The sequence below is a fragment of the Chakrabartyella piscis genome, assembly GCA_030067835.1.
Lineage (GTDB): Bacteria > Bacillota > Clostridia > Lachnospirales > Anaerotignaceae > Chakrabartyella > Chakrabartyella piscis.
In genome coordinates this window covers 239643-251781 of sequence record CP092441.1, presented here as the reverse complement: position 1 = coordinate 251781, position 12139 = coordinate 239643, and the positions used below count along the sequence as shown (strand labels likewise).

Below are 12139 nucleotides of genomic sequence, written 5' to 3'. Positions count from 1 at the left end.
TCATACCTCCTTTTGGGATTCTCGAAAATCTTGTTTCTTTGCTTCGCAAACTGCATATTCCACGGGATATGGATTGGTTTCTTCTTCAAATATCAAATCCAATAAATGTTTTGGCACTCTTCCACCACTTTGCAATGATTTGACACAAGAAACACATGTTGTAACCACCATTTCACAAGGAAATTGCTCTGCTCGTTTTTTCTGTAAAGCAAACACCTTTTCTTCTGGTAATTTGCCATAAAATTGATGACCACAACAAATGGATTTTTCACTGTGAAATGCACTTTCTACAACTGCAATCTTCATTTTTGCAAGTAAACTGCGAACTGCTTTGTGTACAGAAGGTTGTCCACGAAATCCACAGGAATCATGAACCGATACCACCATACCTTCATAAGTTGGCAAAGGAAATCCTTCTATACCATCTATCACTTCCCAAATGGTACGTGAAGAAAGTCCTGCATATTCTAAAGAAAAGCGTCTATGACAACCAGTACAATCGTTGTATACCAAAGTCCCTTCAGACAAATTTGGCATTTGCTTGCAACATTTTGTATATAATTTGAGATGGGGTTCTATTTTTTGCAATTCTTCCAACAACTTATCTCTTAATTCTGGTTTGTATACTTGAAATGAACATCCCAAATGTAACAACAATTCTGATTCCATACACATCCTCCTGTTCCATAGTTTCTTGAAATGATACCATTATACTATATAATTTTATGAAAAAGTATTTTTTTGTCAAGATAGCAAAAAGAATCTGCTGGCATAGCAATAACTTCTTTCACATACTGGTTGTTGTGGTAGAATGATATAGAAAAAGCCTAGAAATCAAGGTTTCTAAGCTTTTGTGTAATATGGCAAGTAGGATTATCTAGTTTCAATCAACAATAACTGATGTATTCTCTTTGATTACATTTAGGATTGGCAAAATACGTTCCTCTTTTTTTCGATTATACATAATAAAATTCGTCTCTAAGGGCATAGAATTTTTATGCTCAAACTCCAAAGAGATATAGTCTCCAGAGTCAAGCAGTAGTTTGGCTATGCGAAGAGGCATAAAACCAATACCCATTTTATTTTTCAACATTTCCAGCAACAACCAAATTCGATCCAATTCCAAAAAATAAGAACTGGTATAGTAATTTTCACGAAACCAGTCATCAAAAGGACTTGTCCAACGAAAATAAACAAATGGAAAGGAACTGATATTTTGTGTGGTTACTTTTTGCATGGGCAGTTCCAAGTCCTTATGTGCAATCAATACATATGGGTTGCTTGCAAGGGGAATGTATATTATATTTTGATGTTGCAATGGCAAAAAAGTAATTCCAATATCCAATTTATCATCTGCCACAAGTTGATTCAATAAAACAGAATGTTCTGATATCAATTCAAAAGATATATTTTTGTTGACACGAAAATAATCTATCAGTGCCGGGAATAAAATCGTTTGCCAAAAAGAATCTGGTGCGCCAATGGAAATTTTATACTGAAACGAAGTATTCGAGGTCACACAAATCGCTTCTTCATAAGTATTGTATATTTTGATTGCATAAGAAAGAAACTCTCTGCCCGCAGGTGTCAATTCCAGTTGTTTTGTATTCCTTTCAAATAAAGCACATCCAATTTTCTGTTCCATTTTTTTAATTCGAAAACTGACTGTTGACTGGGAAGTGTATAATATTTCCGCAGTCCGACTGAAATTTTTATTATGTGCTAACGTAATAAATGTATTTAATTCATCAAACGTCATATATACATCTCCTTATATTTGATATCGTTACGCAAATGCAACCTTTTCTCATTCTATGCCAACCAATTGATTCCGCAATCAAATAACCAATTTTATTTATACATATTATATAAGTATTTGTAAAATAAAAAACAGAAGCCTAGCCCATTGGTTTCTATGACAACATAGAATAAACCTCATTCCACATAAAAATAGCGTAGCAGTTCTTCTACTACACTATTGCGTCTCATATATTTTGTAGTTTTTACAGATTTTTGCTGTTCTTCTCCATCGTCAATGGATGGGTGCAATAATTTTGGTGATATAACTTTGTGATGATTGCAAATCAATTGGAGAAATGATATATTCTTCTGAAATATGTCCAGCAAGCTTCAAGTTGTTGTCTGCAATCCATTTCAAAAGTCTAAGATGTGTAGCGCTGATGTTCTCATAGGAACCAACATGATATGCTATGACAGCATTGTAACCTCCAAATGTGCGTAATGCATTACAATATTTTACATCTGTTGCAATCACAGGGACCATCACTTCTAGCTCACAAGTGGATAAGAAAAATTGTTCCATAGGATTTGCAGTATGGTAAAAAAGTAAAATGGAACCACATATTGGTAAGTTTTTTTCCTCTGCCAACTTAAAAATTTCAAACCATCGTTTGATGGAAAGTACCTTTTTGCAAAAAACAAATCACTCGTTCTACCAAAACATTTCTATTTTCTTTTGTCGCTTCCAAAAAAAGAATATCCTCTCTTTTACGCAAAACTTCTTTCCATTTGGAATTTTTATAATGTAGTACACCCAAAACAGGAGTTTCTCCATCTAAAATACCCAAAATACATTCTTGCAATTGCTTTGCATCCTTTTCCAAGCGTCCACATTCATCCATAACATACAATTGTGGTGATGGATTTTTTGTTAAGGCTTGTACACCCAACACATCAAAGGCATTGGCGTCCACCCGCCAAGTGGTTTTACACCATTTTGCCACCTCACCACAAATAGAATCCTCTTCATTGACAGATTGCAACTGCAAGATTTTATTGCCATCTGAACTTACATCAAATTTTGTATAGAATCCACCCATTTCCACATCCAATTTTGTAAGTACTTTCTGCACAATGGTGGATTTACCAATTTGGCGTTCTCCATATAAAAATATATGCTTTTTTTCGTTCATAGACAATCTCCTTATTTCAAGACAGAATCTTCCATAAATGCAGCGTATTGCTCCTCTGTCAAATCGCTATGGTAGAAGAGTTTGAAAAATCTGGTCATTTCCTCTTGCAAGTTATATGTCACTTCCTCTGGATACAACAAAGCACCCGCCCATAACAAACTCAAATACCCATCACTGGATTGCCCAATCCATTTATAAGGACCATATGGTATTTTGTAATAGGTATCCTTTGCAATGGCATCCATCCCTTGCCACATAACCTGATCTGCAACCTCATCATAAATGGAACCACTATCGAAGATGATGATTTCTGGATTCCAAAGAAGCAATTGCTCCATATCCACTTCGTTTCCAGTGCCTTTTGCTGCTGGATTTTCCAAAACAGCTTGGTTGTTTACAATTTGATCCATTGCACCCATAAAATAAGAATCCTTTGCCAAAACATTCAGACCTGCATCACCCAAAACATACAAAACATTCTTTTTCTCTGCATCTTCCAAGGCTTCTATGGCATCAATTTCTGCCAACATCTCCTCACAGAACACAGCAATTTCTTCTGCCTCTGTTTCCATTTGCATCAATTCGCCTAAGGTTCGATATGTTTCTGGCATACTTTCCAAGGTGCTACTGATATGGATACAAGGGATACCTGTTTGCATTTGCAATTTATCCAAATCATCTGCAATGCCATCTTTGCTTTCCCCAATATCAATCATCACATCTGCTTGTACCTTTGCCAAAATTTCTGGATCCAAAGGTGGGTTGTTGCTATAAATTTGACCTGTCACAGGCAAATCCATATATTTTGCATCAATATATTCCTCCACTCCAGCATCCCATGTAACAGAAGTTGCCACAATTTTATCAGGTGCCAATGCAAAGAACACATTTTGGGAAATGGAACCTGAAAGCACCACTCTTTCTATATTTTTTGACAATTCCACTTCACGTCCAATGTCATCCACAAACAAATATGTTTCTGATTCTACTTCTGATACAACCTCTGCAACTGTTTCTATATTTTCTTCTGCAACTGTTTGTGTTTCTTGACTGCCACAGCCTACCAACAAAAGTCCTATCAAACAAAAGCCCAATACCTTTTTCTTCATAATTTCTCCTTGTATAATGAAAACATAGTAAATTCTAAGTTTTCATTTGATTTTTTATTTACTATAATTTAAATAGATGCTATGGATTAGTGATTTCTCCTACAGCAGCTTAGCTGACTGGTTCGTAAAGGCTCTAACCATGGCTCTATGTTTAATTGTTGATTAGTTAGATAACGCATAGACGTTTTATATAGAGCAAGGATACATTTAACATAGAGTTCGTGGAACGTAGTATCAAATAAATTTAAAGGAGTTGTTTTCTATGTTATTTGTAGGTATTGATGTTGCTAAAAGCAAACATGATTGTTGTATTATTGATTCTGATGGTGTTCTTCACAATGATTTTTTACGCATTGAAAATTCAAAACTAGGCTTTGATTCTTTAGTTGAATCTATCTATTCAGCCTTAGACTCTAAAGATATTTCTAACGTAAAAATAGGACTTGAATCAACAGGGCATTACAGCACTAATATCACTAACTTTCTACTTGCTAAAGGTTTTCAAGTCACTACCTTGAATCCTTTATCTACTAATCTTTTTCGTAAAGCCCACACGCTCAGAAAGACCAAAACGGACAAGACAGATGCTAGAGTGATTGCTGCTATGCTTTTTACTGATGATTCAAAATCCTATTCACCAGTATCATACCAAATTTCTGAGCTAAAGTCACTAACAAGACATCGTTATCGTATGGTTGGATATCGCTCAAAACTGAAAATATCTATTACTAGATTAATTGATATTATCTTCCCAGAGCTACCCTCTTTGGTGTGGTCTATTCATCAAGCGTCTTCTTATGCTGTACTTTTGGAGCTGCCTTCTCCAACCGACATCTCTAATTGTCACCTTACTAAACTTACTAACTTGCTTTCTAAGGCTTCAAGAGGTAAATATGGAAAAGAAAAAGCAATTGCATTTAAAAGCGTTGCTTCCAATTCTATTGGTTCTTCAAGCAGATCTATTTGTTTTGAATTGCAACAAACTATTCGATTAGTTCAGTCTGTTCAGTCTGAAATTGATGCTTTGGATGCTCAGATTAAACTTGTTATGCAAGAAATCGATTCACCTATTATGTCTATCCCTGGTATCTCTTTTACTTTGGGTGCTATCATCTTAGCCGAAATTGGTGATATCCATCGTTTTTCCAATCCTGCTAAGCTTTTAGCTTTTGCTGGTATGGAACCTTCTACCTATCAATCAGGTAAATTTAATGCTTCTAATACTCCTATGGTAAAGCGTGGGTCCACTTATTTGCGTTGGGCTATTTTGCAAGCTGTTCGCCTTGTTGCTATGCGTGATGTTTCTTTTAAAAACTATCTTAACCACAAACAGTCACAGGGTAAGCATTATTATGTTGCTATTAGCCACGCTGGCAAGAAGCTTGTTAGACTGATTCATTCTTTGTTAAAGAATAATTGTTCCTATATTCCTCAACACTAGTTTTTTGTATTTGTTTTTTCGAGCAACTAATGGTTGCTCTGTTTGCTATGCCTTTTTTCTAATCAACTGACTTTTGTAAGTTTATCTAACTTTTTATCATTTTTCTATTGACTTCATATAGTTAGTCTTCTCCCATTATACAGAAACCAACATCCTATTTTCTTCTGGCACACAAGTGCGGAAACGATCTTCTTCCAAACTATACACACGCAATGGAATTCCATACAACCGCTTCATATGTTCTGTTGTAATGATTTCCTTTGGAGAACCTACAAAAAGTGGTTTTCCTTTGCTGATGGCAATGATTTTATTGGAAAACAGATAGCTATGCTCTGGATTGTGAGTGGTTTGCATAACAATCAATCCCATTTCTGCCAATTCTTTCAGTTTTTCCAAGACCTTCATTTGATTGCCAAAATCCAAACCAGTACAAGGTTCATCCAGCAACAAAATCGGTGACTGTTGTGCTATGGCTCTTGCCAACAAACAAAGTTGACGCTCTCCACCACTGAGCTTTTGGTAGTCACGATTGGAAAGATGGGTGATGCCAATGGTTTCCAGTGCTTTTTCTGCAATTTGATATTGTTTTTTGGTTGGAGATGCAAATTTTGCAACCATACGATTGGTGCCCATAAGTACCATTTCAAACACTGTATAGGAAAAACTAGGTACATGATTTTGTGGAATATAGGCAATATATTCTGCCATTTTTTCACAAGACAACCCTCGTATATCCCTGCCATCAATCAAAATTTGTCCTGTATATTTTTGATTGCAACCCAAAATACACTTAAGCAAAGTGCTTTTGCCAGCACCATTTAAGCCCAAAACAGATACAAAATCGCCTTTGTTTGCTGTGTAACTGATTTCATCCAGAACCACATTACCATCATATCCAAATGTCAAATTTTTGATTTCCAACATATCAATTCCCCTCTCTACCCAACAAAAGCCAAATGAAAAATGGTGCTCCTACAACTGAAGTCAAAATCCCAATGGGTATTTCTGTTGCCATCAAATTTCTTGCAATATTATCCACCAATAACATATACAAACCGCCAAATACAAGGGAAAATGGCAGTAAATTTTTATAGTCATTTCCAATGGTTCTTCTTACAATATGGGGAATCACAAGCCCCACCCAATCAATGACACCACTGATGGAAACTGCCGAGGCAGTCAATAGGGTTGCTGCAAAAATCACCAGCATACGAATTTGTTTTACATTCACACCCATGGATGCTGCCTCTGCTTCATCCAAGGTCAATAGGTTCATCTTCCAACGCAAAGCCAATAAAATAACCAGTCCAATCACCATCGGTACAAATACAGGCAACAATTCTGCAAAGGAAATCCCTGAAAAACTGCCCATCATCCAATAGGTGATAGAGGGCAACTGATCTGTTGGGTCTGCCATAATTTTAAGAAAAGCAGTTCCTGAAGAAAACAAAGACTTAATCATAATCCCTGCCAAAATCAATATGGTCAACTCCCCTTTGCCATATTTATATCCTGTCAAATAAATCAAAGCCACACTCGCCAAACTGCCAATAAATGCCCAAAGTGTGATGATATACAAACCTTGGTTGCACAAAATTGCCAATGCTGCACCAAAGGAAGCACCTGCTGTTGCTCCTAAAATATCAGGCGATGCCATAGGGTTGCGGAAAATACATTGATAGGATGCACCAGATGCTGCCAATGCAGAGCCCACCAAAACAGATGTTAGGATTCTTGGCAAACGCACTTGCAACAAAATATTTTCTGTTTGTGCATCCCAAAATGGCTCTATATCCATCTGGAATGAAAGAAAATAACCTATGATATCTTTGATGGAAATGGGGTATCTACCAAAACTTAAAGATACCACCATGCACAAAAACAACAGACCAATGCCAAACCATAAGATTCCCTTTGTTCGTTTATCTCTTGTCTGATGGGGATTCATTCAGATATCATCCTTTCCAACTTTCCCTTTCCAAAATAAAATCTGCCACTTTGGAAACGTCTTCCAATCCAAAGCGTTTGCCTGTAAACTCAATTTTCATATCGCTAATGAGTCCAATGCAATTTTCCAAGGATGCTTGTTCTATCATTGGAATTCCACGTCTTGCAATGCAAAACTTAGGATATGCACCCATTTTATACCCTTCCACTAGAATCAAATCCACATCCCTTATGGTTTCCAATACATCTGACAATTCTGTTCTAGGTGCTTGCAAATGTGCCAACTGTTTGGAGGAAGAAAACACAACTGTATCTGCTCCCGCTTGGGAAAACCGCCATGTATCCTTTCCTTCTGTATCCATATAGTAAGCATGTGCATCATGTTTTACCATTGCAACACGCACCTGACGTTCTTTCAATTCCACAATCAATTTTTCCAAAAAAGTGGTTTTGCCTGTACCTGATGCTGCCACAAAACAATACGTTGGAATTTGCTCCACCTTTGCCCTTGCTTTTTTCCAAGTAGCTATATCATTGACATTCAAAAACAGTTCTGGTGGAAACAATTCTTTTGGTACACATACAATTTTTGTATTGATTTCTGTCAACAACTCTGTTAATTTCACATGGTTATTTTCCAATGCTTCTTCTATTTTGGACAAGCATTTCTTTGTATATAGCCCACACAAGGGGTGCAATCGTCCATCGCTACCAAAACATACAACAGCATCTTCTCCACTGTATTGTTCCAAAAGCCAATGTGCCAATTCCTTTGTAAAAAATGGCATATCACAAGGAATCACCATAAGTCCATCTGTGTCTGTCTTTTGCAATGCTGCATGAATGCCTGCCAATGGACCTTTTCCCACAAAAACATCTTCCACCATTTGAAAAGAAGTACCTTCTACCAAGGACTTGTTGGATGTGGATAGCAATTTGGTTGGAAACTCTGCACTTTCCTGTTCCAATCGTTGCAAAAAACTTTTGCCACCCAACTGCAAACTTGCTTTGCATTGATTGCCCATACGTTTTCCCATTCCACCTGCCAAAACCACAATTCCCCATTGTTTGTCCATATACAATACTCCTTTCCAGAAACAAAAAAAATCTCCGCATAAGCAGAGAAAGACCTATGGCAATACCGCATAACCCTAATTGCAAGGTTTGCGAGTAGATTTTTTTGTCACAATTATCAAAAAACGGAGGCGATATCGGAAATATCGTCGAGTATTTTGGGTGATTCTGACAGGAAAATAAACCGCAAAAATTATGATTGGGGGTTATACGGTGTTGCCTATATATTGTAGGTTAATTTCTCTCCTTTTCAAAAAGTGAAGGCAAAATCGTTTCCCATTTTACCCTGCAACCAAAAATGGTTGGGATCAAGCTCCATCGAATTGTAAATTTACAACTCGTACAGGAGCTTGACCTCGGAGACCATATGCAATTATCATTTGTACCAATCCATGTGCAATATCTCTACTGCAATGGATATATTTTACATTTATTTCATTTTATCACATTACAAGACTTTATGTAAGAACTTAGCCAACGCTTTCATTCCAATGACAATGGCTTCTTTGTCTACATTGGAGAAATTCAAACGCATGGTATTTTTTTGTTCTTCTACTGCATAGAATGGACCACCTGGTACATAGCCTACATTGGCTTCTGCAATACATTGTGGAAGAAGTGCAAAGGTATCAACCCCTTCTGGCAATTCCACCCAAACAAACATACCACCCTTTGGACTGGTTCTTTTGACGGATTTTGGGAACTCCTCATCCAAAATAGTCAACATCAAATCACGTTTTTCTTTGTAATTGTCAACAATGCTTTGGATTTGTGCATCCAAATCGTAATTTTGCAAGAAACAAGCAATTTGATTTTGTGCAAACTCATTGCTTTGCAAGTCAATTCCTTGTTTGAACAATTCAAATGTATCCACAATGCTTTCTTCTGCAACTGTGAATCCAACACGCAAACCAGCATACAACACTTTGGAGAAAGAACCAAGATAGATAACTCTACCATTGGTATCCATAGATTTCATGGAAGGCAACACTTCGCCTTCATAACGAATGTCACCATATGGGTCGTCTTCAATGATCATCAAATCGTATTTTTCTGCCAATGCCAAAAGACCTTTTCTACGTTCCAAAGACCATTCTTTTCCTGTTGGATTGGAGAAGTTTGGCACCACATATACCATTTTCACATTTTTTTCCACTTGCAATTTGGCTTCCAATTGTTCCAAAAGCATACCATCATCATCTGCATCCACATCTACATATCTACAACCCAAGGGTGCAAAAGATGTAAGTGCTCCAAGATATGTTGGATTTTCCACAACAATTGCATCGCCTTCATCAATCATCAACATTGCTGTTAAGAAAATACCTTGTTGAGAGCCTGTTGTAACTTGAATATTCTTTGGTTCGCAAACAATATCTTTTTTTGCAAGCATTTTCACAATTTCTTCTACAAGTCCTTTGTACCCTCTGGTCAAACCATATTGCAAAGCGTTGGTTCCTGCCTCATCCAATACCCTTGCAGAAATATCTCGCATAGCGTCCAAAGGCATCAAATCAGGAGAAGGCAATCCACCTGCAAAGGAAATACACCCTGGTTTTGCACCAATCATCTTACCCGATTCACGGATTGCAGATGGTTTCATATATTCTACTCTTTTTGAAAACGCACTCATAAGAAACCTCCTATTTGATTTCTACTATTCAGCCAATTCCGCTGCCATCAAACATCCCAAAGCAATGGAATTGATTTTGATTTCGGCTGTATCAGAACGTGAACCCAAAATCACAGGATGTGATGCACCCAAAACAACGCCAGCCCATTTTGCTTTCATAAAATGCAACCAAGATTTGCCCAAAGCATTTCCTGTTTCCATATTGGGGAATACAATCAAATCCACATCTCCACTGACTTTACTTGCAATGCCTTTGTGTTCTGCTGCATGTGGATCAAATGCCACATCCAGTGCAATTGGCCCTTCAATGACACAATCGCCAATTTCACCAGCAGCAACTGCATCCACCAAAACCTTCGCATCCACAAGGGATGGAATTTTGGGGTCATACAATTCATTTGCTGTCAAAGCAATGGTTTTTGGTGCATTGTAGCCCATTGGTTTCATTGCAATCAAGGTATTTTGCAAAATTTGTTTCTTCTGTTCTGTTCCTTGGATGGCATTGATGCCACTATCGGTACAGAACAACAATTTATGGTATTCTGCCAATTCGTATACCGCAACCATACTGATTAAGCGACCTGTACGCAAACCAGCTTCTTTGTTGAGAATTGCTCGCATATATACACTGGTGTTGACCATACCTTTCATCAACACTTGTGCAGTGCCATCTTTTACCAAAGAAACCGCTTTTGCAGTTGCTTCTTCTGGTGTTTTGCAATCCACAATTTCATAGGATGTGAGTCCTACTTTTGCAACCATTTCTTCTAATATAGATTGATTTCCAGTCAAAATAGGCTGTACCAATCCCATATCCACTGCCATTTTCACAGCTGTCAAAACTTCTTCATCTTCTGCTGCTGCAACAGCAATTGTTTTTGTGGGCAATGTTTTTACCCTTGCAATCAATTCATCAAAGGATTTGAGTTCTTTATTCATCAACAATATACTCGAGCCTCCTCTTCTCCATTTAGCACACGCAGTGTACCAAATGCCAAAGCTTCCATTTCCATTTCCCCTGCCACAATTTCCATTGGAGCGAGGTAGCTTACTTTTTCTCTGACTGCATCCATAATCAGTTTGGAATGGGCAATGCCACCTGTCATAATGACACGATCCACTTTACCATCAAACCATACACCATAGGAGCAAATTTCCTTTGCCACTTGATAGATAAATGCATCCATAATGAGTTTTGCCTCTGCATCCCCTGAAGCAATGCGTTTTTCCACTGCAATCAAGTCTTTTGTTCCCAAATAATCATAGAAACCGCCAAAGGCACTGACTTTATCCACCATTTCTTTATGGGAATACTTTCCTGAATAGCAAAGTTCAATGAGTGCATATGCTGGCAAACCGCCACTTCTATCTGCTGCAAATGGTCCATTGGTTCTACCGCCACTGCCATCTACCATTTTGCCATCTTTGTGTGCCACAATGGAGATACCAGAACCTAAATGCGCCACAATGAAATTGCATTCTGCATAAGGTTTCCCCACTTTTTCACTGACCAAACGGGTAACTGCTTTGTGGTTCAGTGCATGCATCCAACTGGAATAAGACAAGTCTTTGATGCCTGTAATTCTTGCTACATCTGCAAATTCATCTACAGAAACAGGGTCTACTACAAAGGAGGGTTTACCAATTGCATCGCCAATGGATTTTGCCAAAACACAACCCAAATTGGAAGCGTGTTCCCCACGAATTGCCTTTTCCATATCTACAATCATCAAATCATTTGTTTGATAGGTGCCACTTTGGATTTCACGCATCAAACCACCTCTGCCCACAACTGCATCAAATGCTGTCAATGGGTATTTGTCACCCAAGGTTTCGATGATGAGATTTTTACGAAATTCCTTTTGATCCATCACCTTTGCATATGGTTTCAATTCTTCACCAGAATGGTTGATGTTGGTTTTCAGCACTTCTACTTTATCTTCAAAAACAGAAATTTTTGTAGAACTTCCGCCTGGATTTATGACAAGAATTCTTTTCATAG

Annotated in this window: 12 protein-coding genes and 1 riboswitch; of the genes, 1 reads left to right on the top strand and 11 read right to left on the bottom strand. The window is 37.6% G+C overall.

Annotated elements, in window-relative coordinates; translation table 11 throughout:
- From MJY40_RS01230 to MJY40_RS01210, 5 genes are all read right to left on the bottom strand, one after another.
- Positions 1–669 carry a heterodisulfide reductase-related iron-sulfur binding cluster gene (locus MJY40_RS01230; protein ID WP_317855272.1) on the bottom strand — a complete coding sequence of 223 codons (669 nt, stop codon included), beginning with the start codon at positions 667–669 and terminating at the stop codon, positions 1–3.
- A gap of 214 nt (positions 670–883) precedes the next feature.
- The gene (locus tag MJY40_RS01225) at positions 884–1759 is read right to left on the bottom strand and encodes a LysR family transcriptional regulator (protein ID WP_317855271.1); all 876 of its coding nucleotides are present in this window, start codon (positions 1757–1759) and stop codon (positions 884–886) included.
- A gap of 273 nt (positions 1760–2032) precedes the next feature.
- On the bottom strand, positions 2033–2389 hold the full coding sequence (locus MJY40_RS01220; RefSeq protein ID WP_331488208.1) for a GyrI-like domain-containing protein: 357 nt from the start codon (positions 2387–2389) through the stop codon (positions 2033–2035).
- Between the two features lie 10 nt (positions 2390–2399).
- A complete protein-coding gene (locus MJY40_RS01215; protein ID WP_317855269.1) occupies positions 2400–2933 on the bottom strand; it encodes a nucleoside-triphosphatase in 534 nt (177 codons plus the stop codon).
- 11 nt (positions 2934–2944) lie between these two features.
- On the bottom strand, positions 2945–4042 hold the full coding sequence (locus MJY40_RS01210; protein WP_317855268.1) for an ABC transporter substrate-binding protein: 1098 nt from the start codon (positions 4040–4042) through the stop codon (positions 2945–2947).
- 262 nt (positions 4043–4304) lie between these two features.
- Between MJY40_RS01210 and MJY40_RS01205 the strand changes: the two genes are divergently transcribed.
- On the top strand, positions 4305–5483 hold the full coding sequence (locus tag MJY40_RS01205) for an IS110 family RNA-guided transposase (RefSeq protein WP_317855123.1): 1179 nt from the start codon (positions 4305–4307) through the stop codon (positions 5481–5483).
- A 135-nt stretch (positions 5484–5618) separates the two neighbouring features.
- Here the strand turns inward: MJY40_RS01205 and MJY40_RS01200 are convergent, their stop codons facing one another.
- The 6 genes from MJY40_RS01200 to buk all read right to left on the bottom strand — a co-directional run bounded on the left by MJY40_RS01200 (position 5619) and on the right by buk (position 12137).
- A complete protein-coding gene (locus tag MJY40_RS01200) occupies positions 5619–6407 on the bottom strand; it encodes an ABC transporter ATP-binding protein (RefSeq protein ID WP_317855267.1) in 789 nt (262 codons plus the stop codon).
- Between the two features lies 1 nt (position 6408).
- Positions 6409–7431, bottom strand: coding sequence for a FecCD family ABC transporter permease (locus MJY40_RS01195; RefSeq protein WP_317855266.1), 1023 nt, complete (start codon positions 7429–7431; stop codon positions 6409–6411).
- Between the two features lie 7 nt (positions 7432–7438).
- A complete protein-coding gene (gene mobB, locus MJY40_RS01190; protein WP_317855265.1) occupies positions 7439–8506 on the bottom strand; it encodes a molybdopterin-guanine dinucleotide biosynthesis protein B in 1068 nt (355 codons plus the stop codon).
- 225 nt (positions 8507–8731) lie between these two features.
- Positions 8732–8878: riboswitch (molybdenum cofactor riboswitch) on the bottom strand.
- Between the two features lie 74 nt (positions 8879–8952).
- On the bottom strand, positions 8953–10137 hold the full coding sequence (locus tag MJY40_RS01185) for an aminotransferase-like domain-containing protein (protein WP_317855264.1): 1185 nt from the start codon (positions 10135–10137) through the stop codon (positions 8953–8955).
- 24 nt (positions 10138–10161) lie between these two features.
- A complete protein-coding gene (locus MJY40_RS01180; protein ID WP_317856389.1) occupies positions 10162–11076 on the bottom strand; it encodes a phosphate acyltransferase in 915 nt (304 codons plus the stop codon).
- On the bottom strand, positions 11076–12137 hold the full coding sequence (gene buk, locus MJY40_RS01175) for a butyrate kinase (protein ID WP_317855263.1): 1062 nt from the start codon (positions 12135–12137) through the stop codon (positions 11076–11078). The genes MJY40_RS01180 and buk overlap by 1 nt, the downstream gene beginning before the upstream one ends.
- Between the last annotated feature and the right edge of the window lie 2 nt (positions 12138–12139).

Excerpts from the sequence above, each read along its gene's own strand:
- mobB (WP_317855265.1), bottom strand. The coding sequence starts at position 8,506 with ATGGACAAACAATGGGGAATTGTGGTTTTGGCAGGTGGAATGGGAAAA.
- MJY40_RS01225 (WP_317855271.1), bottom strand. The coding sequence starts at position 1,759 with ATGACGTTTGATGAATTAAATACATTTATTACGTTAGCACATAATAAA.
- MJY40_RS01230 (WP_317855272.1), bottom strand. The coding sequence starts at position 669 with ATGGAATCAGAATTGTTGTTACATTTGGGATGTTCATTTCAAGTATAC.
- MJY40_RS01210 (WP_317855268.1), bottom strand. The coding sequence starts at position 4,042 with ATGAAGAAAAAGGTATTGGGCTTTTGTTTGATAGGACTTTTGTTGGTA.
- MJY40_RS01205 (WP_317855123.1), top strand. The coding sequence starts at position 4,305 with ATGTTATTTGTAGGTATTGATGTTGCTAAAAGCAAACATGATTGTTGT.
- MJY40_RS01185 (WP_317855264.1), bottom strand. The coding sequence starts at position 10,137 with ATGAGTGCGTTTTCAAAAAGAGTAGAATATATGAAACCATCTGCAATC.
- MJY40_RS01200 (WP_317855267.1), bottom strand. The coding sequence starts at position 6,407 with ATGTTGGAAATCAAAAATTTGACATTTGGATATGATGGTAATGTGGTT.
- buk (WP_317855263.1), bottom strand. The coding sequence starts at position 12,137 with ATGAAAAGAATTCTTGTCATAAATCCAGGCGGAAGTTCTACAAAAATT.
- MJY40_RS01215 (WP_317855269.1), bottom strand. The coding sequence starts at position 2,933 with ATGAACGAAAAAAAGCATATATTTTTATATGGAGAACGCCAAATTGGT.
- MJY40_RS01180 (WP_317856389.1), bottom strand. The coding sequence starts at position 11,076 with ATGAATAAAGAACTCAAATCCTTTGATGAATTGATTGCAAGGGTAAAA.
- MJY40_RS01195 (WP_317855266.1), bottom strand. The coding sequence starts at position 7,431 with ATGAATCCCCATCAGACAAGAGATAAACGAACAAAGGGAATCTTATGG.